General features: G+C 28.9%; 23 protein-coding genes. 18 read left to right on the plus strand and 5 right to left on the minus strand.

The window, feature by feature from the left end:
* Positions 1 to 4: 4 nt before the first annotated feature.
* Together WHA43_RS03140 and priA are read right to left on the minus strand one after the other, a co-directional pair.
* Positions 5 to 3,064: a PAS domain S-box protein gene (locus tag WHA43_RS03140; protein ID WP_170039501.1), complete on the minus strand. Its 3,060-nt coding sequence runs from the start codon at positions 3,062 to 3,064 to the stop codon at positions 5 to 7.
* A gap of 190 nt (positions 3,065 to 3,254) precedes the next feature.
* The gene (priA, locus tag WHA43_RS03145) at positions 3,255 to 5,705 is read right to left on the minus strand and encodes a replication restart helicase PriA (RefSeq protein WP_170039503.1); all 2,451 of its coding nucleotides are present in this window, start codon (positions 5,703 to 5,705) and stop codon (positions 3,255 to 3,257) included.
* A 271-nt stretch (positions 5,706 to 5,976) separates the two neighbouring features.
* On the opposite strand from priA, the gene WHA43_RS03150 reads away from it, so the two are divergent.
* Together WHA43_RS03150 and WHA43_RS03155 are read left to right on the plus strand one after the other, a co-directional pair.
* Positions 5,977 to 6,885: an alpha/beta fold hydrolase gene (locus tag WHA43_RS03150; RefSeq protein WP_105045695.1), complete on the plus strand. Its 909-nt coding sequence runs from the start codon at positions 5,977 to 5,979 to the stop codon at positions 6,883 to 6,885.
* 9 nt (positions 6,886 to 6,894) lie between these two features.
* Positions 6,895 to 7,749, plus strand: a complete 855-nt coding sequence (locus tag WHA43_RS03155; RefSeq protein ID WP_105045696.1) for an alpha/beta hydrolase — start codon at positions 6,895 to 6,897, stop codon at positions 7,747 to 7,749.
* Here the strand turns inward: WHA43_RS03155 and WHA43_RS03160 are convergent.
* On the minus strand, positions 7,735 to 8,907 hold the full coding sequence (locus tag WHA43_RS03160) for a THUMP domain-containing class I SAM-dependent RNA methyltransferase (RefSeq protein WP_105045697.1): 1,173 nt from the start codon (positions 8,905 to 8,907) through the stop codon (positions 7,735 to 7,737). The genes WHA43_RS03155 and WHA43_RS03160 overlap by 15 nt on opposite strands.
* A 111-nt stretch (positions 8,908 to 9,018) precedes the next feature.
* On the opposite strand from WHA43_RS03160, the gene WHA43_RS03165 reads away from it, so the two are divergent.
* The 12 genes from WHA43_RS03165 to WHA43_RS03220 all read left to right on the plus strand — a co-directional run bounded on the left by WHA43_RS03165 (position 9,019) and on the right by WHA43_RS03220 (position 18,819).
* Positions 9,019 to 9,744 carry a class I SAM-dependent methyltransferase gene (locus tag WHA43_RS03165; RefSeq protein ID WP_105045698.1) on the plus strand — a complete coding sequence of 242 codons (726 nt, stop codon included), beginning with the start codon at positions 9,019 to 9,021 and terminating at the stop codon, positions 9,742 to 9,744.
* Entirely contained in the window at positions 9,741 to 10,418 is a 678-nt protein-coding gene (locus WHA43_RS03170) for a ZIP family metal transporter (protein WP_105045699.1), read from the plus strand. Before WHA43_RS03165 ends, WHA43_RS03170 begins: the two co-directional genes overlap by 4 nt.
* Before the next feature lie 86 nt (positions 10,419 to 10,504).
* Positions 10,505 to 11,002 carry a hypothetical protein gene (locus WHA43_RS03175; protein ID WP_105045700.1) on the plus strand — a complete coding sequence of 166 codons (498 nt, stop codon included), beginning with the start codon at positions 10,505 to 10,507 and terminating at the stop codon, positions 11,000 to 11,002.
* Position 11,003: 1 nt separating this feature from the next.
* Positions 11,004 to 12,683, plus strand: coding sequence for a tetratricopeptide repeat-containing sensor histidine kinase (locus WHA43_RS03180; RefSeq protein ID WP_105045701.1), 1,680 nt, complete (start codon positions 11,004 to 11,006; stop codon positions 12,681 to 12,683).
* 64 nt (positions 12,684 to 12,747) lie between these two features.
* Positions 12,748 to 13,389 carry a response regulator gene (locus tag WHA43_RS03185; protein WP_170039505.1) on the plus strand — a complete coding sequence of 214 codons (642 nt, stop codon included), beginning with the start codon at positions 12,748 to 12,750 and terminating at the stop codon, positions 13,387 to 13,389.
* A gap of 13 nt (positions 13,390 to 13,402) precedes the next feature.
* Complete coding sequence (locus tag WHA43_RS03190; RefSeq protein WP_105045703.1) at positions 13,403 to 14,251, plus strand: hypothetical protein; 849 nt, start codon at positions 13,403 to 13,405, stop codon at positions 14,249 to 14,251.
* Positions 14,252 to 14,354: 103 nt separating this feature from the next.
* Positions 14,355 to 15,200 carry a hypothetical protein gene (locus tag WHA43_RS03195; protein WP_105045704.1) on the plus strand — a complete coding sequence of 282 codons (846 nt, stop codon included), beginning with the start codon at positions 14,355 to 14,357 and terminating at the stop codon, positions 15,198 to 15,200.
* A gap of 18 nt (positions 15,201 to 15,218) precedes the next feature.
* Entirely contained in the window at positions 15,219 to 16,052 is an 834-nt protein-coding gene (locus WHA43_RS03200; RefSeq protein ID WP_146104890.1) for a FlgO family outer membrane protein, read from the plus strand.
* The gene (locus WHA43_RS03205) at positions 16,049 to 16,564 is read left to right on the plus strand and encodes a hypothetical protein (protein WP_146104891.1); all 516 of its coding nucleotides are present in this window, start codon (positions 16,049 to 16,051) and stop codon (positions 16,562 to 16,564) included. The genes WHA43_RS03200 and WHA43_RS03205 overlap by 4 nt, the downstream gene beginning before the upstream one ends.
* Before the next feature lie 13 nt (positions 16,565 to 16,577).
* A complete protein-coding gene (locus WHA43_RS03210; RefSeq protein WP_146104892.1) occupies positions 16,578 to 17,489 on the plus strand; it encodes a DUF6175 family protein in 912 nt (303 codons plus the stop codon).
* Between the two features lie 10 nt (positions 17,490 to 17,499).
* A complete protein-coding gene (locus WHA43_RS03215) occupies positions 17,500 to 18,447 on the plus strand; it encodes a hypothetical protein (protein WP_146104893.1) in 948 nt (315 codons plus the stop codon).
* A 78-nt stretch (positions 18,448 to 18,525) separates the two neighbouring features.
* On the plus strand, positions 18,526 to 18,819 hold the full coding sequence (locus WHA43_RS03220; RefSeq protein ID WP_105045709.1) for a hypothetical protein: 294 nt from the start codon (positions 18,526 to 18,528) through the stop codon (positions 18,817 to 18,819).
* Between the two features lie 49 nt (positions 18,820 to 18,868).
* Here the strand turns inward: WHA43_RS03220 and WHA43_RS03225 are convergent, their stop codons facing one another.
* Positions 18,869 to 21,052 carry an ATP-dependent DNA helicase RecQ gene (locus WHA43_RS03225; protein ID WP_105045710.1) on the minus strand — a complete coding sequence of 728 codons (2,184 nt, stop codon included), beginning with the start codon at positions 21,050 to 21,052 and terminating at the stop codon, positions 18,869 to 18,871.
* A 139-nt stretch (positions 21,053 to 21,191) separates the two neighbouring features.
* Between WHA43_RS03225 and WHA43_RS03230 the strand changes: the two genes are divergently transcribed.
* From WHA43_RS03230 to lptB, 4 genes are all read left to right on the plus strand, one after another.
* A complete protein-coding gene (locus WHA43_RS03230) occupies positions 21,192 to 22,160 on the plus strand; it encodes a KpsF/GutQ family sugar-phosphate isomerase (protein ID WP_105045711.1) in 969 nt (322 codons plus the stop codon).
* Positions 22,160 to 22,990, plus strand: coding sequence for a twin-arginine translocase subunit TatC (tatC, locus tag WHA43_RS03235; protein WP_105045712.1), 831 nt, complete (start codon positions 22,160 to 22,162; stop codon positions 22,988 to 22,990). Before WHA43_RS03230 ends, tatC begins: the two co-directional genes overlap by 1 nt.
* Positions 22,965 to 23,312: a carboxymuconolactone decarboxylase family protein gene (locus WHA43_RS03240; RefSeq protein WP_105045713.1), complete on the plus strand. Its 348-nt coding sequence runs from the start codon at positions 22,965 to 22,967 to the stop codon at positions 23,310 to 23,312. Before tatC ends, WHA43_RS03240 begins: the two co-directional genes overlap by 26 nt.
* A gap of 100 nt (positions 23,313 to 23,412) precedes the next feature.
* Positions 23,413 to 24,150, plus strand: a complete 738-nt coding sequence (gene lptB, locus WHA43_RS03245; protein ID WP_105045714.1) for an LPS export ABC transporter ATP-binding protein — start codon at positions 23,413 to 23,415, stop codon at positions 24,148 to 24,150.
* Here the strand turns inward: lptB and WHA43_RS03250 are convergent.
* Entirely contained in the window at positions 24,147 to 24,896 is a 750-nt protein-coding gene (locus tag WHA43_RS03250) for a CDP-alcohol phosphatidyltransferase family protein (protein ID WP_105045715.1), read from the minus strand. The two genes, lptB and WHA43_RS03250, sit on opposite strands and share 4 nt — an antisense overlap.
* Between the last annotated feature and the right edge of the window lie 28 nt (positions 24,897 to 24,924).

The raw sequence follows: 24,924 nt of genomic DNA on the forward strand, positions 1-24,924 counted from the left end.
CTTTTTATAAATTAAATTCTATAGTAAATTCTGTACCTACATTCAATTCACTCGTAACAGAAATTTTTCCTCCTAATGATTCTACTTGCGATTTTACCATAAATAAGCCCATTCCTTTGCCCTCAACATGCTTATGAAAACGCTTGTAAAGTCCAAAAACTTGATTGCCACTTTTAACGTTATCAAAACCGAGACCATTGTCTTTGAATTTTAAAATTATTTTCGATGCAACCTTTTCACTTTTAATTTCAATAACAGGAATTTTATCTGCTTGTCTGTATTTGATACTATTGCTTATCAAATTAAAAAAGATACTGTAAAGGTAGCTTTTAATTGTTGTCATAGTATCGATTTGACTAAAATCAACAAGAATTTGCACATTTTTATCAATAATTTCATTAGAGATGGATGTTTTGATTTTATCTACCAAATCATAAAATGAAACATCTGTTTTTTGCTCATTGATGTCTCTTCGCACCTGAAGAATAAGGGTTAAATCTCTAATTACATTATCTAAAGTTAAAACTGACTGATTCATTGCATTATCTAATGCATGTTTTTTATCTTCAGATATATCTTTTTGCATCATGTAATCATTGATTCCGATGATATTGGCAACTGGAGCTCTTAAATTATGAGAAATAATGTTGGTAAATTGTTCTAAATCTCTATTTCTTTGAATCAAATCATTGACAATTTGCTTTTTCTCTTTTTCGATATTTTTCTGAGAAGTAATATTTCTCATGATTTTAGAGGTTGCGATTAATTTGCCTGATTCGTCTAAAATTGGAGAAACCGTTAAAGAAACATCTATTATTTTTCCATCTTTTCTAATACGTTGTGTTTCATAATAATCTAACAATCCATTAGAAGTTATTTTTTCAGAAATTTCAAATTGCTCTGTCCGAATATTTTCAGGTATTAATTGAAATATCGATTTTCCAATAATTTCCTCTTTTTGATATCCAAACATTTTTTCTGCACCTTTGTTCCATGAAATAATTTTATTATCAATTGAAATACTCATAATTGCATCATGACTTGAATTTACAATTAACGAAGCTAAAGCTAGTGCCTCTTCATGTTTTTTCCATTCAGAAATATCACGCCCAATTGCATAAAATTTTCCTGAAAATTCGTTTATAAAGACGTTCCATTCAACCCAAATTGATTCTCCATTTTTTTTGAGCATTTTAGCTGAATAATTTTCAAGAGCAATTCCGCTTCTGAGATCTACTGCTTTTTTTCGCGCATCATCTATAAATTCTGGCACAAAAATTTCATCATATTCTTTTTGTCGTAATTCTTCTTCAGTGTATTCTAATGTATTTTGAAAACAAGCATTTACATATTCAAAATAGCCATCAACATCTGTTACTGCCAATAAATCATTACTTTTCTCAAAAAAATATCGAAATTCATTCAATTTATTTTCAAGAATTTTTGCTTCACTAATATCTCTCAATATAACTTGAATGTATTTTTCGCCCTCTATTTCAAGTTGATTTAGCCTAACATCTGTAGTGAACATTGTGCCATTTTCTTTGCAATGAACCCATTCAAAATGTTGAGAACTTCCACCAGAGGATAACGCTATTTTTTGAAGTGCTCCTTCTTTAGAAGGCGTTCCATCTGGTTGATATTTTGGAAAATAACTAAATAAATTTTTACTCAATAATTGTGCTCTGCTAGATCCAAATAGCTTTATGGCACTTTCATTACAATCAACCCACCTATTATCTTTCAAAAGCAAAATTGCATCATCAGAACTTTCAAATAACGTTCTATATTTTAATTCATTTTCTTTTAAAACATTTTCAGATCGTATTATTTCTGTAATATCTCTATTAACACCTATTATTCGCTGCGGATTTCCGTTTTCATCTTTGATAACTATTGCATCTGATTTAATATGAGCAACTTGACCATCACTTTTAATGATTCTAAAAGTACTATTAAAAGGTTCATTATTCTCGAGTATCAAATAAGATTCAAAAACGGCCCTCTCTTTATCTTCAGGATGTAAAATCTTTTTCCAATCATCGTAATGAAAATTATTATTTATTTTTTCGATTCCATAAATTTCAAACATTTTATCATCAAAAATCATTAGTTTCTCTTCAATAAATCCCTCCCAAACACCAAGGTTTGCAGCAGAAACAGCTAACTTTAATCGATGTTCATTTTCCTCAACTTTTAATCTTGTTTCAATCAATTCCAACTCAATTAATTTTCTTTCAGTAATATCTTGACAGGTTCCAAAAACTAATTTTGGTTTTCCTTCAAAATCAAAAGAAACTTTCCAACGTTCTTCTACATATTTTGTATTTCCTTTTGATGTAATAATTCTATGTTCAATTGAATTGTAAGTTTTTGATTCAAAAGATTTTATAAATGCATTATCAACCATTTCTTTATCATCTGGATGTACAAATTTTAAAAATGATTGATGAGTTGGACTGAATGTTGCTGCATCTAACTCAAAAATAGCATAAGTTTCTGCCGACCAAATTACTTGTAAAGTTTCTAAATCTGTTTCCCAATTACCTGTTTTTGAAGCTTTTTGTGCCTCTATTAACTTTCGCTCACTATTTTGAATTTGTATTTTTGAGCTTACTAACTCTTGATTTTGGTAAGAAATTTTTTTATTGATTTCTTTGAGTTTTTCTTCTGTTTTATATTGTTCTGTGACATCTTTATACAATGTAATAAATTCATTTTCAACATTTTGATAAATACTTTCAATAATTTTAAATGTTCCGTCTTTACAAAGAACTTTTGTTTGAATTGGTTGTGATTTATGAGAATTTTTATGAGAGTTTAAAACCTTTTCTTTCCATTCCTTTTTCACAAATTCTCTGTAGGATTCATCTGGATAAACTTTTTGATACCAAGTTTCTTCATCAGGAACCTCTTCTGGAGTATATCCAATCATTTCAACCAAAGCTTTGTTGAAAAATAAAGAATTACCATCTTCAATACTCAAACCTAAAGGAAGATTTTGAAGAATTTTTAACAATTTTACGTTTTCTTTATGTAAAATTTGGTCCGGGGAATTTTTCATTGTTATTTCAGATAACATTTATAAAATGACATAGAAATACAAAATTACTTTTTTAAAAAAACAAATATTTCTGTATCACTCTCAAAAACATTCCGAATATAATAAATTTTAAGCTTTTATACTAATTTATACACCAATAAATGAACTTATTTATTTGAGAATCAATAAGACAAAATAAGTGTAAATACATTTAATAAGCGTCAACATCAATAACAAAACGAATCGACCTAAACTCTTTCACGGCCTCAAAGGTATTTCGAATTTTTTGTAATTGTTTTTTTGTAGCAGAAAGTGATTGTTTTGGCGGAATTTTAATCACCAAATTTTTAATATGTTGGTTTCTAATTCTTGAAACTGATGGGGCTGAAGGTCCTAAAACATGTTCTCCAAATACGCCTTGCAATGTTTTAAAAAGCCAATTGATTCCTAAATCTACTTTGGTGTAATCTTTATGTTTTAGGGTAATTTTTATCAATCGAAAATAAGGTGGATATTTGAATTTTAATCGCTCTTGCAGTTGCTCATGAAACATTTTTTCATAATCTGTACTAGCAACTTGCTGTAAAATTGGATGCTCTGGATTATAGGTCTGAATAGCAACATTTCCTTGCTTTTGAGCTCTTCCTGATCTTCCAGAAACTTGAACCATTATTTGATATGCGCGTTCATAAGCCCTAAAATCAGGAAAATTAAGCATATTATCAGCATTTAAAATGCCAACTAAAGACACATTATCAAAATCCAATCCTTTAGAAAGCATTTGAGTTCCTACTAAAATATCAATTTCTCGAGCTTCAAAAGCACCAATAATTTTTTGATAGCCAAATTTACCACGAGTGGTATCTAAATCCATTCTGCCAATTACATAATCAGGGAATAACGCTTTCAATTCTAACTCTATTTGTTCCGTTCCAAAACCTTTTGTATCTAAAGTATTGCTTCCACAAGCACCACAACTATTGGGCATTGCACGTTGATAACTGCAATAATGACAGCGCAATTCTTGCTTAAATTTGTGGTAAGTTAACGAAACATCGCAATTTGGGCATTGAGGTGAAAAGCCGCAAGAAGTGCATTCAACAATTGGAGAAAATCCACGTCTGTTTTGAAATAAAATGACTTGCTCTTTTTGATCAAGAGCGTTCTGAATATATTGCAATAAGGTATCAGAAAAATGTCCTTTTAATTGTTTTTTATGCTGTTTTTCTTTGAGGTCTATCAACTCAATTTTAGGCATCTTTACTTCTCCAAAACGTTTATGAAGTGATACAAATCCATATTTTTGTTGTTTGGCATTGAAATAACTTTCTAAAGAAGGAGTTGCTGAACCAAGAATTATTTTTGCTTGATGCATTTTTGCCAACACAATAGCTGCGTCACGCGCATTATATCTTGGAGAAGGATCAAATTGTTTGTAAGATGTTTCATGTTCTTCATCAACAACAATCAATCCTAGATTGGAAAATGGCAGAAAAATCGCTGAACGGGCGCCTAAAATAATTTGGGCTTTAGGTTTATTATCCAACACATTGTGCCATACTTCTACTCTTTCATTCATGGAATATTTGGAATGAAAAACGGAAATTTGATTGCCAAAATACGTTTGTAATCGCGTTATAATTTGAGTTGTCAAGGCAATTTCGGGCAATAAAAAAAGAACTTGTTTTCCAGCTTGTAATTGCTCATCTATCAATTTTGAATACACTTCTGTTTTTCCTGAACTCGTAATGCCATGTAACAATACAATCTCTTTTTCTTTGAATTCATTTTTGATTTCTGAGAATGCTTTTTCTTGAAATTCGTTCAAACTTTTTAAAGAATTTGAGCTTCCATCAAATGAAATTCTATCAACTTGTAATTGATACAATTCAAAAACATTTTTTTCAACCAATGCTTTTAAAACTGCACTAGAAATGCCTGCTTTTTTCTCTAAATCTTTTGCTTTAATAGCTTTTTTTGAGGAATTTAATTGAAAAAAAGTAAGTACAGCTAAATGTTGTTTTTTCGCGTTTGAAAGTTCAGAAAGTAATTTTTGTAATGATTGATCATCTGAATATTTTGCATGTAAACGAACATATTTCTCCAATTTTGGTTTGTATTGCTCGTAAATTTCTTCTTTAATATAGATAACCGATTTTTTAATCAATTGATTGATAATCGGCATTACTTTTTTCTTTCCTAAAATATCAGAAACTTGTTGAATCGTTATTTGGGATTGATGCTGCAATGCTTCAAAAATTAAAAACTCTTCATCATTCAATAAAGATTCATCATCAAAGGCCTGATTTTTGTATATAACTGTTTCACTTTCTAGCAACAAAGCTGATGGTAATGCAGCTCTAAAAACTTCTCCTAAAGAACACATGTAATAAGATGAAATCCATTCCCAATGTTTCAATTGAAATTCAGAAACAATTGGAGTTTCATCTAAAATTTGATGAATTTCTTTAGCTTCATATAGCATTGGTGCATTTTGGTGAATTTCCAAAACAATGGCTGTATATATAGAATTACTTCCAAAAGAGACTGCAACACGCATTCCTTTTTTCAAAAAAGCAGCTTCTTGTTCAGTAACTGCATAAGTATATGCCTTTTGTATAGGAATGGGTAAAACAACATCAATAAAGAAAGGTGAAGTCAATTTGATTAAAATTTAGTCCAAAATTACTCAAAAAATAATTGGTTAAAAATAAGTTATGATATTATTGTATAGATTTAAAAAAAATAAAAAACAATTCACATAGAATATTTTTTAAAAAAAACCGGAAGTTATTTAAAGAAAACTATTAAATTAATGTAAAATAACCATTAAATTTAAAAAAAATATGAGATTGATAGTAATTCTTTAAAATAAAATAGTATATTTGCCATGACATAACATTATTAAGTTAATAATTAATCCCCCGTAAATTATGACTGCACAAGAGTGGAAGAGTTATGGCAAATTCGTTCGTATTAACAACAACGATTTATTTGTCATAGACACAGCAGAAGATGAAACTTCATCAAAAGAAACATTAGTAATCATTAATGGATATCCTTCAACAACTTATGATTACAATAGAATTATCCCAATTTTAAGCGAATATTACAGAGTAATTATTCATGACCATTTTGGATTTGGTTTTTCTGACTTGCCAGATACGTATTGCTTTTCATTAATGGATCAAGCAAATGTGTGTATTGAACTTTGGAGAAAATTAAATTTAAAAAGCTTTACAATTTTAGCAGACGGTTATGGTTCTAAGGTTGCAAAAGAAATCTTATACAAGAAAAATGCTAATTTCATTTCTTTTAACATCAAAAAACTACTAATTTGTAATAGTATATCAAATGATATTTATTCTGACTTAAATACTATTACTTCGCTTATAAACAATAAAAAAATAGCGAAATACAAAGATATTTTAATGAATTACAAGAGTAATCATTTTTATCAACTTTCTGGAGAAAACAACAAGTACAAAGACAAAGAAAAAATTGATAGAATTTGGCAAAAATTCAATGAATTAGAACATCAAAAAGAAGCTTTGGTTTTATGCTGTTATAATGAAGAAAGTTATTTGTATTGGCATAGATGGATGGGTGCTTTAAAAGAAACCAATATTCCTGTCAAGATTTTTTGGCGCAAAGACGACCTTTCTAACATCAAAAATATTTTACTAAACATAGCTTCAAATCATCACAATAATATAGAAATTATCGAAAATAAAAACTGTTTTGTTTTAGATAAAGAACCTATAAATTGGTTGTTGATGGTTTTAAAAGAGCTAGACCAATCAATTTATCATTCTTACAAATACGAATTTGCAACTGCATAAAAGAAGCAAATGAATATTAAAGATTGGTCAACCAAGCATCAAACAATTGAATTGTTAGGGCAAAGGGTATCATTCATAGATACTGTAGTGGGTGAAAAAATAATTTTAGTGATTCACGGTTATGGATCGTGTTCATACGATTACCATAAAGTAATAGATGAGCTAAAATTAACGTATCGAATGGTGATACCCGATTTGGTTGGTTTTGGACTTTCTTCAAAACCAACCAATTATTATTTTTCAATGATTCAACAAGCAGAAATAATTTTAACTTTACTTCAAAAATTAAAAATAAAAGAAGTTTCAATCATTGCTCAAGGTTTTGGTACTGGTGTTTTGTGTGAAATTTTATCTATTATTTCATCAGGATTTTCTTATTTAAAAATAAATAAGATTTGGCTTTTAAATACAAGTCTCTCTATTGAATTGAGTCCTGACAGGCAAACACAAGATTTCGTTATAAAATACATCAATGATACCTTTTTAAAAATTTCAAGTTCATTTGAAATGTTTAAAAAATATATTCGTAAAAATTTTAATGATGAAAACTCTATTAGCGACGAAGAATTAAGTATTTATTGGAAATTACTTACCTATGAAGATGGATTAAAAACATTGAATTTCATAAATTATTGGATTGTTGAAATTCAACAATATTCTAATAAATGGTTAGAGGCTATTAAAAATACAACAGCAACTATCGAAATTATATGGGGAATTGAAAAATCATCAGTAGATAATGAAACACCTAATATAATTAATGATTTTTTAGATATTAAAAAAACACACTTGATAGACAATTGTGGCAAATTTCCAATGCTCGAAAAACCATCAATCTTCATTGATATTCTAAAGGGCGTCTGAATTATTTTTAGACGCTTTTTTAGAACCTTCATACAAATCATAACGCACAAACTTACAATCTAAATCTCCATTTTTTAATGGAATTCTTTTGGATGTTTTTAAACCAACATGTTTGAGAGCATCTATATTTGAAGTAATTAACCAAGCTGTTGAACCTGGATAATTGTGTTTTAAGGTATCTCCTATTTTCTTATAAAACTCAGCAAGTTCAACATTTAAACGCTCACCATAAGGCGGATTGAACAAAATGGTTGTATTGCCAAAAACTTCTTTTTTAGAATTGAAAAAATTTACGTGATGCACACCAATAAATTCCTCTAAATTGGCTGAAATGATGTTTTGCTTTGCTTTTACAATGGCTGAGGGAGCTTTGTCAAATCCCATAATTTTAAAATGAGAACTTCTTATTTTTTTTAACAATGCATCTTGAATGGTAAAATACAAATCCTCGTCATAATCTTTCCAATTTTCAAAAGCAAAATGTTTTCTATTGATATTTGCTGGGATATTATTGGCAATCATGGCTGCTTCAATCAAAATTGTTCCAGAACCACACATAGGATCTATGAAATTTTCATCACCAATATAACCAGACAATAACACCATTCCTGCTGCCAAAACTTCGTTGATAGGCGCAATATTTGTGGCTGTTCTGTACCCACGTTTGTGCAAAGAATCGCCTGAAGAATCCAAAGAAACTGTCAACAAATCTTTTTGGATATGCACGTGAATTTTTAAATCGGGATAATCCAAATCAACATCTGGTCTTTTTTGATATTTATCCCTAAAATAATCAGCAATGGCATCTTTCGATTTTAAAGCAATATAATGCGAATTATTTGTGAAATTAGGAGAATTAACTACTGCACCAACAGCAAAACTACCATCAACCTTTAAAAATTCATCCCATTTTATTTTTTTAATGGCATCATACAAATCTTCTTCATCATAAATTTTAGTGACTTTGATTGGTTTTAAAATACGGATTGCCGTTCTCAAAGCAATATTTGCCTTGTACATAAAACCTTTGTCTCCCTTAAAAGAAACACTTCTTATGCCCTCTTGAACATCTTGGGCACCTAATTTTCGTAATTCATCAGCCAAAACGTTTTCCAAACCGAAAATTGTAGTAGCCACCATTTTAAAATCAGTATTCATATTGCTAAATTTCTATGCAAAAATACATTTTCTAACATCGAAAATTCAGAAAATCACAAATTCATTTTTTCTAATCTAAGATTTGGTTACTTTTACATTACCAAAAAACTCATGAGAACAAAAGATTGGTTTACTGATTGGTTCAATACGCCCTATTATCATATTTTGTATAAAGACAGAAATGATATTGAGGCGCAACAGTTTATGAGAAATATCACCCAATTTTTACCACTTCCTGAAAATGCGTTGTTGTTGGATTTACCTTGTGGAAAAGGACGTCATTCCGTCTTTTTAAATTCATTAGGCTATAAAGTTATTGGTGCAGATTTGTCTGAAAATAGCATTCAATTTGCAAAAAAATTTGAAAATCAAAAATTAAAGTTCATCATACAAGATATGAGAGAACCCTTTGATTTACAATACGATGCAGTATTTAACTTATTTACTAGTTTTGGGTATTTTAAAGAAGATTCAGAAGATATTTTAGTGTTGCAAAACATAAAAAATTGTTTGAAAGAAAACGGATTTTTTGTTTTTGATTTTTTAAATGCTTCTTTTGTAAAAGACACTTTAGTTACCGAAGAAACTAAAATAGTTGATGGAATTTCATTCCACATTCAGAGAGAAATTGTAGATGGTTTTATTTTAAAGCATATTGCATTTTTTGCTGATGGTGAACATCATCATTTTACAGAAAGAGTTAAATATTTAGATCTTCAAAAAATGACTACTTTCTTCGAAAAAGTGGGATTGAACTTACAGTATGTTTTTGGAGATTATCAACTGAACACCTTTGATGAAACCAATTCTAAAAGATTAATTTTAATTGCACAATGACCTATATTTTATTATTACTCTCTGTTTTGCTTGGTGCTTTTTTAGTGATTTTTATAAAGTTACCTAAAAAAATAGTACGTTTGCTATTGGCTTTTAGCGGTTCGTATTTACTTTCTATCACCATTTTACATTTGATGCCCGAAGTTTTTACAGGAGATAATGATTCAAAAACAATAGGACTTTTAATTTTGATTGGCATTGTGTTGCAATCTGTTTTAGAATCTTTTTCTAAAGGTGCAGAACATGGACATATTCATATACATGGTAATGAAAATAAATTTCCATTGTTGCTTTTTATCAGTTTGTGTATTCATGCTTTTTCTGAGGGATTGCCTATTGAACATGCTAATGATAATTTGTTATGGGCAATTATCGTTCATAAAATTCCGATTGCAATTGTATTGACAACCTATTTAATGCACTCCAATTTTGCCAAAAAAACCATATTTATCTATATTTTAGTTTTCGGATTAATGAGTCCTTTAGGGGTTTTAGTTGCAGATAAAATCGACTTTTTTTCCATTTATAACAGAGAAATTACTGCCATAATTATTGGTGTTTTTTTACATATTTCTACGATTATTTTATTTGAAGGTTCTGAAAACCATAGCTTTAACATCAAAAAGTTTTTAGCCATTATTTTAGGAATTGTATTGACAATTTTAACGGTGTGATTTTTTTGAAAATACCTACATATAGGTAGCCGTCTTTGAAAAAATTTTTTTGATATTTACATAAACTAACTAATATCAAATAAATTATGAGAGAAATTAAATTCGAAGAATTAAAAAACCATACTAGAAAACCATTTTACAAACAGAAAAAAAATCTTGATTTAGCTGATAAAGGAAAAAAATTTAGTTATTTAAACTTAAGTAAAAAATATGTTCGATTTGAAATTTTGACTGCAAATGATAATTTTAAATTAAAAAATGTTTTTTTTACCATTCAAAATAATAAAAAATACTTTATTGTTCATATTTCAGACAATACTCCAATCTCAACAAGAAGCCTTGCTTCTAATTATTTGATGAATATTAAAGAGCCTTTAAGTTCAATTCAAAATTGTAGTTCAAGCCCTATTTCACTTTCAGTAAATGAAGAGATAGATGTGATAGTTTTTAATGATGAAAAACAAATATTTTGTTCAATTTTAGACGATATAATTAATTCTTATTCAAAAGAAAAAAACACTGATGAAAAAGATTTGATACAGCCTTCTGAAGCTGGAGGTGGCGTAATTGTTAAAGGGCCTTAGCATGCCAACATTAAAAAATTTAAATTTACAAAAACTACAAATCATCATTTTTTTGATTTGTAGTTTTTCGTATGCACAAAAATCAGAGTTAGATATTGCCTATGATTATTTTCAAAAAGCAACAAAATTTGATAATGAAAATAACCACTTTAAAGCTTATGAAAACTATACAAAATCGTTACATCTTTATAAAAAAGTAAATGCTTTTGATAGCATTGCAAAATGTAATTTAATCTTGTTTGATATTTTGCAGTCTCAAAATGATTTGAATTATGATGCCAAACCTTTTTTAGATGCCTATTATCAATTTGCCTTACAAAAAAATGATTCCCTTAAAATACTTACTTCTTATTTTAGGTATGCTGAATATAATTTTGATAGAAACCCAAGATTAGCATCCAATTTTTATCATAAAGCAATTAAATATACCAAAAAATCAAGTTCAATAGCAATTGCTTATGCAAATTTAGCGCTTTTATATACCCAAACTCAACCAGATTCTGCCCGTTTTTACTTTAAGAAAAATTTAGATTTGATTGATATTACAAATAGCAATGCTTTGATTAGCTTTTATATCAACTATGCCAACTTTTTTCAAAAACAAGGAGATTATAAAGAAGCAATCATTCAATTAAAAAAAGCGGAAGAAATTGAGCCAACTGCATACAAACTAAAATATGATAAAATTTTATATGAAAAGTTTGCAAACTGTTATAAAGGTTTAGGAGATTACAAAAACGCTTACTCCTATTACGAAAAATACAATATAGCAAACGATAGTCTCAACTTTACAGCCCAAAATATCGCCATTTCTGATTTGGATAAAAAATACCAAACTGCCGAAAAAGAAAAACGAATTTTAGAAGTAGAAGCCAAAAACAAAGAGCAAAAAAAATTGATTATTTGGACGGTTGTTTCGCTTTTTTTAATAGGAATTATCTCATTTCTTGCCTTAAAGAATAGTAACAAAAAACAAAAATTAGCCAATCAAGAGAAAGAGCTAGAAAAACAAAAAAACCTAACACTTTTAAAAGAGCAAGAATTGGTGGTAATTAATGCCATGATTGAGGGTCAAGAAAAAGAACGCAAACAAATTGCAGAAGATTTACACGACAATATTGGGAGTGTTTTAGCCACTTTAAAACTGCATTTCGAAAATCTTAAACTCAACAGAGAAAAGAAACAATTTGATCAAGAAAAACTCTATGAAAAAACTGAAAACTTGATTGATGAAACCTATAAAAAAATTCGAGGAATTGCTCATGCAAAAAATGCAGGAGTCATTGCAAATGTTGGTTTGCTGAATGCAGTGCAAATTATGGCTCAGAAAATTTCTGAAGCTGATAAAATCCAAATTGAAGTTGTTCATTTTGGACTCAATCAACGATTGGAAAACAGTCTAGAAATCACCATTTTTAGAATCATTCAAGAGTTGATTACCAATGTTATTAAACACGCAGAAGCCAACAATGTGACCATCAATATTTCTTTATATGACAACATGGTTAACATTATTTTTGAAGATGATGGAAAAGGTTTTGAGAAAAATAAAGTTACCTTTTCCAATGGAATGGGATTGGATTCTATTGAAAAAAGAATCACACATTTAAACGGAAGTTTTGAAATTGATTCTACCATTGGCAAAGGAACAACGTTTGTGTTGAACATTCCAATTGAATAAATAATCCTTATTTGTAGGGATTTTTACGAAAACAAAAATTACTTATTTTTACAAAAAATAGTTTATGATTACACTTATAATGGCAGAAGATCATCAAATGTTGATTGATGGAGTTACTTCTTTTTTTGAATTTGATGAAGAAATCAAAATTATTGGTAGTGTAAATAATGGTGAAGATTTGGTAAAATTAGTCGCTTTAAAACAACCAAAAGTGGTTATTACAGATATTCGAATGCCAAAAATGGATGGCATTGAAGCCACAAAACGCATCAAAAAACAATTTCCTCATGTTCATGTATTGACAATGACGATGTTTGATCAGCCAGAAGCCATCAAACAAATGTTACAAGCTGGCGCTATTGGTTATATTTTAAAAAATTCAGGAATTAAAATGTTGTCAAAAGCTATTTTGACAGTTTCAAAAGGAGAAAAATTTTTTGATCCAAATGTTGCTTTTAATTTTTTGAATGACTTTATAGATGATACTATAACCATTGGAAAAAGTGAAAAAGTTGTCTTATCCAATAGAGAAAAAGAAATTTTACTGTTGATTGCTGAAGGAAAAACTTCACAAGAAATCTCAGAAAATTTATTTTTAGCGAAATCTACCATTGATACGCATAGAAAAAACATGATTCGAAAACTAGAATTATCTTCTGGAAGTGAATTAGTGAAATATGCTATTGATATGAAATATCAGTTTTAAAAGTTTATTTATTATGAAAAAAGTAGTTTTATTATTCGGTTTATTTGTTTTTATTTCATGTACAAATTCAAAATTAATCAGTTATAAAAATAACTTTAAAAAGACTAAAACTCAAGCAGAGTTTGTTTATTTAAAAATAAAAGAAGATTCTACATTAACAGACGAGAAATCAAATAATAAAGCATTTATTGAAACCCTAGTTGGAGCTGAAATTATCAATCAAATAGTGAAAATTCCAGATTATGTTGAAAAAATTATTGAGAACAACAAAGTAAAATATACGCAAATGTATATGGCTCGGAATTCAATTGATTTTCCTTTAATTGACTCAATAAGAATTGAAAAAGGTAAAGAAAGTATATTTGTTAAAAGATTAAAGCTTGGAGAAATTGAATTAATCAGAAAAATATCAATTAATGATTCGATTTTTGATGCAATCAAACTTAATTTCACTCCTAAAAATCTTAATAATGGATTTATGCTTTTTAAATTCAATCCAGAAAACAGTAATATCAATTTCACTAAAGCAAAGACCACAAAATCATATCCATTTGTCAATTTGAGGATAGTTATCAAAGGTTTTTATATTGATAATGATGGAAATGGAATCACAGAAAATGAGGTAGTCTCTAAAGAAATGATAATCCCTTTTAAAAATGCAGCGAATTTCAAAGAATTTTTAAATGGTATTGAAATTTATAGTACACCTTTTAAAATTCAAAATTTAATGGCACTTGAAATTGAAGTTAATGAAACGAATCCTTATCATATAAAACTAGAGGAAATAGATTCAAAATTCGATGAAAACTCGAACGAATTAACAGAAATTTTAAAACGTCTTTTAAAAACTGAGGAAGAATAAACTCAGATATTACATTAAAATTTACGTAAAATATACCTAATTGTAGGGATATTTTCACCTTTAACTTCATAATACATTTGATTAAACTTAAATCAATTATATTATGAAAAACTTACTTTTTATTTCAATTACTTACTTTTTTGCCGGATCTATACTGCTAGCTCAAAATGCAAATCTTACCGCAATTAATCTAAAAGAGGTAAATCTTGGTAAAGAATTTATCAACGATAATAGTTTAGAAAATTTCTCTGGAGAATTTAAAATTCTAGATGGTCAACTTGTATTTATGCCAGATGATTGTTCTATGAGAAATTCTGGAATGCTTTTAAAAGACATAGATGGTGGTGATTTTAAGTCGAAAAAATGGATCAAACAAGTTCAAAAATCAGAAAACAAAATTGTAGATCAAGTTTTAATTGTAGGAGTAAAAGCACCTGATGCACCAGTAATTTTTGTTAAAAAGGCTACAATTCCTTTAAAATCAGCAAAAACTTGGTCAAGTGGATCTGCAAGTTTGTATTTAACATCAGCACAAGAACTTTATCAAAACACTATTAAATTAAGAGAGGATTTTGACATTTTTAGTGTATCAATTGATGAAGTGGAAGACCCTACTTTAGGTAAAATAACAGAGTATACCCTTTTCGATTCGAAATGTAATAAATTATCACCTGATGAAATTAAAAAAATGAGCGATAAAGAGTTAGATGGCTTAAATAATGCACTTAAAATTGGAGGTGATTTACTATTAAAACAAGCTGCTCTAACTGGTTTGGCAGCTTTAAGCACCAAAGAAATTGCTTCAGCAGGTATGTTAGATAAAGCTTTGATGGGAAAAGATGCAATGACTGCAGGAATTTTTCAAGCTGCTATTATTGCGCAGTTGCCAAAAATTGTAAAAAACTTAGAAGAATCAAAAAAATACATTGAGCAATTAAAAGGAGAATAATCAAAAGAATTCGTAAAAATGAAACTACAAACCAAGTACCTTTTTTTTACTTTCATGTTTATTTCTCTTTTCAAAGGCTATTCTCAAACTGAAGAAGATTATAGATTGATTGTTGGTGTTACTAAATTCACCTCATTAGATATTAGGCATGAACAATTTGCAAATATGTTATCTGAGAGAGTCTTGGATGTTTTAAATCAACAAAATAGGTTTTTAGTTATTGATTTAGATGGAACTGCAAGAAAAGAAGTCATCAACAAAGCACAAGAAAATTATAAATCTACAAACTGGATTGAAGCTAATAAATCAATCAATGCTGAATATACTTTAGCAGGAGTTTTAACAAGTGTAAAATTCATTAGACTCAATGCAGGCAAAGGTTATAAAGCAACAATTACTTACACAATAAAAATTATAAATACTGAATCTGGTGAAATAATTCAAAACGGAACAGCCACATTATCATCTAATGAAAGTGAAATTAAATTAACACCAGAAACTGCTCTTGAAAGTGCAATTAAAACAACAATTCCTGAATTAAGTAATTATTTTACTTCCAGTTTTCCCATCAAATTAAACCTGGTTAGAATTGAAAAAGAAAAAAATGAAAAAGCTATTTCAGTTCTTTTAGATGGAGGTTCAAAGGTAGGAGTTCAAGAAAATTTGGTTTTTGAATGTTATTATGTTGACAACTCTCTAGGCAAACCATTGCCAAGAATTATAGGAAAAATTAAAATATCTAAAATTTTAAGTGAAGATTTTTCGGAAGCAAAAGTATCAACTGATGGTAAAGAAATTTATTCCAATTTTAAAGAAGAAAAAAAAATAATCTGTAAAAACATAGAAAAATGAAAACAACAATAAATTACATAATATTACTGATAAGTATATTTTTATTATCTAGCTGTGGAAGCCAAAAAGTGGCATTTTTTCCAACTTCAGAGGTAACTTATCAAAGCTATAATGGCGATGTCTTATCACTTAGAGTTTTAGGTTATGGTGGCAATGAAAATAGTGCTATTGAAGATGCGCAAATGCGAGCAATGGAAACACTTTTCTTTAGAGGAATACCAAATTCAAGTTTATCTAATCCATTAATCGGATTCAATGAAAACGAATTAAAAAGAAGTCATAATAATTATTTTAAAGATTTTTTTGGATACAAAAGATTTTTAACATTTATCTCTGAAACAACTTTTATTGGAGGTCAAAAACAAAAAGTAATTGCTACAAAAATTGACAAAAAATCTGCAAAACAAGACATGGTTGATGCTTTAGTTGTAGCAGTTGATGTTTTTGTTAATGTAAAAACTCTTAGAAAAGATCTTGAAGATCAAAATGTTATCAGAAAATTCGGATTTTAAAATTTAATAACTCATGAAAATACACAAATTAATATTCGTCCTTTTTGTTGTCATAAACACTAGTGTTTTTGCACAACAAGTAGAACAAGTTCAGCCAACAATTATGGTTATGCCTTTTACAAAATCAGGTGAAAATGCTCTAGAATTATTTGAAAATGATTTTAAATGGCAATCAATAATTGCAAGAGTAAATAATGCTTTTCAAGAACGAGGTTTTAGACCTAAAGATCTGCAAGAAACAATCAATCAGGTAAAAAAATCAAAAGCAATAAGCACTTTAAAAAATGCCACATTCAATGTAGAAGAAGCAATTTATATGGAGGCAAGAACTGATATAATTGTCAAAGCATTTATCAATATTCATTCAGAGGATAATAATGTAACTAACAGCGTTCAAGTTTCATTAAAAGCAATTGAAGCTTCTTCAAGAATGGCTTTATATGATTTGCCTACCTCTAGTTCTCCCCCATTTAAAACTACAGATTATGGTTATTTAGTGGATAGAGTTTTGACTGAAGAAAATAGAATTGAGAAATTTATCAATGGAATCAATGATGCTTTTACACAAATTATTACGCTTGGAAAAGCAATTACAGTAGAAATAATTGTAACAGAAGAAAGTGTTTTTAAACTTGATGATGAGAGAAGTGAAAGTAAATTTATTTCAGAATTAATAACAGAATGGGTACAAAGTAATTCTTACAAAAATCAATTTAGAATAAAACAAGATTCTGAAAATATATTGAGTTTTGATGAAGTTCGAATACCATTAAAAACAGAAACTGGAGCCAATTACTCAGTCAATGATTTTGCAAGAATTTTATCTGTTGCTGTTGTAAATATTTGCGGAACTAAAGATGGTGTAAAAGCAAAAAGAACAAGACCATCTGTTTCTGAAGGAACAATCAGAATTATTTTACCTTAAAAATCAAATTATGAAAACAAATTTCTTATTCTCAATAATGTGTTTTTTATCAATATTTAACATAAAATCACAAGAAACGAATTCACTCTTAAATTCAAGAATTATAATTTCTGTTGTCATGCCAGAAAATGAAGAAAAAATTTCAAACGCAAATTTTGCAAAGATAAAATCAAAAATTAAACAGATTATCTCAAAAAATGATGTTGCTGCAACTGATTATTATGCAGATTTTTTAGTATATCCATCAATTGAAATTTATGATGAAGAAAATTTAGATGCTGGTTTACAACCAATTTCAATAATCAGTGGAGAATTTACATTGTTTGTAAAACAATTTTCAACAAACAATCAATTTGGAAGTATAACTGTAAAATTCAAAGGTTCTGGGAAAGATAAATCAGAAGCAATTAAAAATGGCATTTTAAAAATAAATTCAAACAACAAAGATTTTCAAATATTTTTAAACTCTGTAAAATCAAAAATTATAAATTATTATCAAAATAATTGCTCATTAATAATTGCGGAAGCTGATAAATTAAATGCAAGTAATTTATACGAAAAAGCAATCATCCAATTAATTTCAATTCCCTCTGGAATATCAAAATGCGATCTAGAAATTAATAGAAAAATCGTTCAATACTATAAAAATTACTCCAATGCTGTTTGTGAAAAAAATATGATGATTGCCAATGGCTATTTTAGTGAACAAAATTTTTCTAAAACATTAGAAGTCCTAAGAACCATCAATCCTGAATCAAAATGCAAGAATAATGCACTAAGTTTAATGAAAAAAATTGAATCAAAAATTGATGCAAAAGAAAAAGAAATTTTTGATTTGATGATGAAAGTGTATAATGATCAGGTTGCCTTAGAAAAAATGAAAATTAATAGTATCAAAGAGATTGCAATGGCTTATTATCAAAACCAACCTGAAACAAAAATCAATATCATAAAGTGATAAATTACCTATTTATAGGGATAAAACGACTCTTCGATTTACAATAAATTTATCCTAAATAATTTAAAACCAATTACCATGAAAAAAATTAAAACTTTATTTTTTGTAGCTATTACAGCCATTGCATTTTCATTTACAGGTTGTGAAGTTTTTGAAGAAGAAACTACAGATGCAGTTTGCAATATTGATTCTGAGTATAATAGCTATTTAAATGCAGTTACTGCATTTAGCAACAATCCAACAAGAACAAATTGTAACAACATGAAAACAAGAGCAAATGCATTTATTTCTGCAGCATCAAGATGTTCAGGTGGAGTTGATGTTAGCTCTGCTAGAGATATGATAAATTCAATAGATTGTTCAGATTTTTAACTGTATTAATTCATAAAAAAAAGTGGCTTGCGCCACATTTTTTTATGAATTAATTCCCAACTTCACTAATAAACTTTATCCGCATTAAACGTAATTCGTCTTCATCATATTCACCATCAAATTCATCTAAAGCATCCTGAATTTTATCGGTTTTGGCTTCCATGAAATAATCATAAATTTCTTCTTGCTGATCTTCATCCAACAAATCATCCAATGCATAATCAATATTTAATTTAGTTCCAGAATAAATAATGGCTTCCATTTCTTTAATCAGTTCGCTCATTTCCAATCCTTTAGAATCTGCAATATCTTCTAAAGGTAGTTTTCTATCGGTATTTTGAATGATGTATAATTTTATTCCTGAGTTAACTCCTGTACTTTTTACAATCAAGTCGTCAGGTCGTAAAATGTCATTTTCCTCTACATAATCTGCAATAAATTTCACAAAATCATTTCCAAACTTTTTAGCTTTTCCCTCTCCTACACCATGAACTTTAGAAAGTTCGTCTAAATTGATGGGGTATTTCAATGCCATATCTTCTATTGAAGGATCTTGAAATATTGCAAAAGGCGGAATTCCCAATTTCATGGCTGCTTTTTTACGCAAATCTTTGAGTTGTTTTACCAAAACTTCATCAGCAGAACCTCCAGAAGATTTTGAGTTTGCAATGATCGAATTATCATCTTCTTCGTTGTAAGAATGATCTTCAGTCATCATGAATGAAGTAGGTTTTTTCAAAAATTCTTCACCTTCTTTTGCCATTTTAATTACACCATATTGTTCTATTTCTTTTTTAATGAAATGAACTACCATAATTTGTCGCAATAAGGCCATCCAATAAGAGGCGGATTTATCTTTACCAATTCCAAAATAGGGTTGTAAATGTGTTTTGTGCGAGGTTAATAGTGCGTTTTCTTTACCTATTAGAATATTGACTATTTCTTTTGATTTGTATTGTTGTAAAGATTCTTTTATAACTTTTAAAAGTTTTGCAACATCTTCTTTTGCCTCGTGTTTTTTCTTTGGATTACGAGAGTTGTCATCCATATCTGCACCTTCACCATTGATTTCATCAAAATTTTCTCCGAAATAATGTAGCAGATATTTTCTTCTATTCATAGAAGTTTCGGCATAACCAACAACTTCTTGTAACAAAGCATGACCAATTTCTTGTTCTGCAACTGGTTTGCTTGACATGAATTTTTCGAGTTTTTCAATGTCTTTGTAAGAATAAAATGCCAAACAATAGCCCTCTCCATCATCACGTCCTGCTCTTCCTGTTTCTTGATAATAACTTTCTAGAGATTTCGGAATATCATGATGAATTACGTAACGAACATCTGGCTTGTCTATTCCCATTCCAAATGCAATTGTTGCTACAACTACTTCACAATCTTCCATCAAAAACATATCTTGATGTTTTACTCTGGTTTTTGCATCCAAACCTGCATGATAAGGCACAGCTTTGATGCCATTTACTTGCAAAATTTGGGCAATTTCTTCCACTTTTTTTCTACTTAAACAATAAATAATGCCTGATTTTCCTGGTCGCTGTTTTACAAAACGAATGATGTCTTTTTCAACTTCTTTCGTTTTTGGACGCACTTCATAAAATAAATTAGGTCTATTAAATGAAGCTTTGAAACAATTGGCATCAGTAATTCCGAGTGTTTTTAAGATATCTTCTTGTACTTTTTCGGTGGCAGTTGCTGTCAAACAAATTACAGGAACATTATCAATCGTTTTGATGATATTTTTTAGATTTCTATATTCAGGTCTAAAATCATGTCCCCATTCAGAAATACAATGTGCTTCATCAATTGCTACAAAAGAAATTTTTTGAGATTGTAAAAAAGTAATGTATTCTTCTTTAATCAAAGATTCTGGAGCTACATACAAAAGTTTTGTAATTCCGTTTACAATATCTTCTTTTACCTGATTGATTTCTGTTTTATTCAAAGAAGAATTTAAAACATGAGCAACTCCGTTATTTTCAGAAATACCTCTAATGGCATCAACCTGATTTTTCATCAACGCAATTAATGGCGAAACCACAATTGCTGTCCCTTCTTTCATCAAAGCTGGTAATTGATAGCACAATGATTTGCCTCCTCCAGTTGGCATAATCACAAAGGTATTATGATTATTTACAATGCTTTCAATTACTTTTTCTTGTAATCCTTTAAACTTATTGAATCCAAAATACTTTTTAAGAGGACTGTATAAATCCATATTTCTAAATTTTCTAATTAAATATGTATCCGAAAACGGAAACTATTTTATAATTTTTGATGTAACTTATTTTGTAGTAAATTTGTGAACTTTTGTAATATAAAGATATAACAATTTTTTTTAGATAAAACCATAACTTTTGAAAGATTATTCTAAAATTATCACGACAGCTAAAAATACGATACTAACTGAAAGTAATGCTATTGCTAATTTAGCAAATTTTATTGATACAAATTTCGAAAATGCTGTAAAATTTATTTACAATTCAAAAGGTAGAGTGATTGTAACCGGCATAGGAAAAAGCGCAAATATCGCTACAAAAATTGTAGCAACATTCAATTCTACAGGAACTCCAGCTGTTTTTATGCATGCTGCAGATGCTATTCATGGCGATTTAGGTAGTGTTTTAGAGGATGATGTGGTAATTTGTATATCAAAAAGTGGCAACACTCCAGAAATAAAAGTTTTGGTTCCTTTGATAAAAAATTATGGAAATAAAATCATTGCCATTACAGGAAATATTGATTCTTTTCTTGGAAAAAATGCTGATTTTGCACTAAATACTTTTGTTGAAAAAGAAGCTTGTCCAAATAACTTAGCACCTACAACAAGCACCACTGCTCAATTAGTAATGGGAGATGCTTTGGCAGTTTGCTTATTGGAATTGAAAGAATTTTCAAGTGCTGATTTTGCAAAATATCATCCTGGAGGCGCTTTAGGAAAACGTTTGTATTTGCGTGTTTCAGATTTGATTGCAAATAATGAAATACCGCAAGTATCTGAAAATGATTCAGTTGCAAAAGTGATTGTAGAAATTTCAGCAAAAAGATTGGGAGTAACTGCTGTTGTTGAAAATTCAAAAATTATTGGAATTATTACAGATGGTGATATCAGAAGAATGTTGACAAAATCAACTGAAATCAATCATTTGACGGCGAAAGATATCATGAGTAAAAACCCAAAAACTATTCAAGAAGATGCCATGGCAATTGAAGCTTTAGAACGAATGGAAACCAATAGTATTACTCAAATATTAGTGACAAATCACGATGATAATTATATAGGAGTTGTACATTTACACGATTTAATCAAAGAAGGAATTTTTTAATGGCAGCACAACAAAAAGAAATGTCTTTTTTAGGACATTTAGAGGAATTAAGATGGCATTTGGTAAGAAGTGCAGCTGTTGTAATAATTTTAGCAGTCGTTTTTTTTGTATACTCTGAACAAGTGTACGACTATTTTTTATTAGCGCACATTCAGCCAGATTTTATTACTTACCAAGTTTTTTGTGATTTTTTCAATTTTTTTGGAATGGACAGTGATTTTTGCCACGTTACTTTTTCAGATAAAAAATTGCAAAGTATTGAAGTAACATCGCAATTAATGAACTCTTTATGGTCATCAATTATCTTAGGAATTATTGTGGCATTTCCTTATTTATTGTGGGAAATTTGGCGATTTGTTGCTCCAGGTTTAACAGATCAAGAAATCAAACATTCTAGAGGATTTATTTTTATTGCGTCACTTCTATTTTTTATTGGTGTTTTGTTCAGTTTTTATGTAATTGCACCTATATCAATTCATTTTTTATACAACTTTCAAATTTCAGATAATATTGTAAATAGTTTTACATTACAATCGCATATAAGCCTGGTTACCAATTTATTAATTGGAGTTTCTGTCATTTTTGAGTTGCCAGTTGTGATTTATTTTTTAACTAAAATCGGACTTTTAACTCCCCAATTTTTACGAAAATACAGAAAACATTCTTTGGTTCTTGTTTTGATTGTAGCCGCAATCATTACACCACCAGACATTGCAAGTCAAATTATTGTTACCATTCCAATTATGATTTTATATGAAGTTGGAATTTTAGTTTCACAAAGAGTTATTAAAAATCAAGAAAAAAATGCACAAAAAAGTTCGAGAGTTTAACGAGTATCGTCAAAAAATGAATGAAAAAATTTTGGCAACCGATAATAAGGTTATCAAAAGAATTTTCAATTTAGATACCAATACCTATACAGAAGGACATTTATCAGTAAAAACAAAAGAATTGCTTGGTTTGGTTGCATCTGCTGTTTTACGATGTGATGATTGTATTGCATATCACTTAGAAACTGCCTATAAAAATGGCGTAACTAAAGAAGAAATGATGGAAACAATGTCAATTGCAACGTTGGTTGGTGGTACTATTGTTATTCCACATTTGCGGAGAGCTGTTGAATTTTGGGAAGCTTTAGAAAGTGGGAATTAATTGACTTTCTATTTTTAAGAGCAAATTAAGATTCATAAAAAATCAAAATTGATATTTTTACTTTACAATTCAAATATATAGTTAACCAAGTTTTCAAAACATGATTTTAAGAGCAGAAAACACCCAAAAAATTTACGGCAGCAGAAAAGTAGTTCAAGGAATTTCTTTGGAAGTAAAACAAGGAGAAATCATTGGTTTGTTAGGCCCAAATGGAGCTGGAAAAACAACTTGTTTTTATATGATTGTTGGAATGATCAAACCCAATGAAGGTCATATTTATTTGAATGATGAAGAGATCACCAATGATGCCATGTACAGACGCGCTCAAAAAGGAATTGGATATTTAGCACAAGAAGCATCTGTTTTTAGAAAACTTTCTGTGGAAGATAATATCATGTCTGTTTTGCAATTCACTAAACTTTCTAAATCTGATCAAAAAAAGAAATTAGAATCCTTGATTGAAGAATTTCATATTGGTCATGTTCGAAAAAATCGTGGCGATTTATTATCTGGTGGTGAAAGACGCAGAACAGAAATTGCTCGTTGTTTAGCATCAGACCCAAATTTTATTCTATTAGATGAGCCTTTTGCAGGTGTAGATCCTATTGCTGTTGAAGATATTCAAAATATTGTAGCACACTTAAAAGATAGAAATATCGGAATTTTAATTACAGATCACGATGTACAAGCTACATTAGCCATTACTGACAAAACCTATTTGATGTATAATGGTAGCATCCTAAAAGAAGGAACTCCAGAAGAATTAGCTGCTGATGAAATGGTTCGAAAAGTATATTTGGGTAAAGATTTCGAACTTAAAAAGAAAAAAACAGTTTAAGCTTTTTTAATTAAATTATTTACCAATGATAATACTACATAAAAAGTAATTATCAAAGGTACTGCCATGTATTTCAGTAAAACAATCATCGGAACTGAAACTGCAAGAAATACATATTTCACGGCATTATTTTTCAAAGAAAAATCTTTAAATTTTAAAGAAAATAACGGAATTTCCAAATTCATTAAAAGACTTAAAACTACTGCAATTCCAACTAAAAAATTATTATCAAGCAACAACGTTTTCACCATTTCAATATCTGTAGATTGATAAATTAAGGGTAATGAAATTACAAATAAACTCATGGCTGGTGTTGGCAATCCAATAAACGAGTCTGATTGTCTTGTATCTAAATTAAATTTTGCCAAACGATATGCAGCAGCAATTGTCAATAAAAATGCGACATAAGGGAGCAATCCAAATTTCGGTTCAAATTGTCCAAAAGAAATCTCCATTTCTACATTTGGGCCATTAATAACGTTTGTTTTAATCAAAAAGAATAACAATAATCCAGGAACAACCCCACTTGTTACAACATCTGCTAAAGAATCTAATTGCTTTCCTAATTCGCCACTAACTCCTAAAATACGTGCTACAAATCCGTCTAAAAAATCAAAAAGAATTCCAATTACCACAAAAATTGCAGTCATTTCATAAAATCCTTTTACGGCATACATTGTGGCAACTGCACCACAAAAAAGATTGGCAAGCGTTAATAAATTGGGAATGTGACTTTTTATTTTCATTTGATAGTTGATTTTATTGAAAAGCTAA

This window comes from Polaribacter gangjinensis (assembly GCF_038024125.1).
In the GTDB taxonomy this organism is placed as follows: domain Bacteria; phylum Bacteroidota; class Bacteroidia; order Flavobacteriales; family Flavobacteriaceae; genus Polaribacter; species Polaribacter gangjinensis.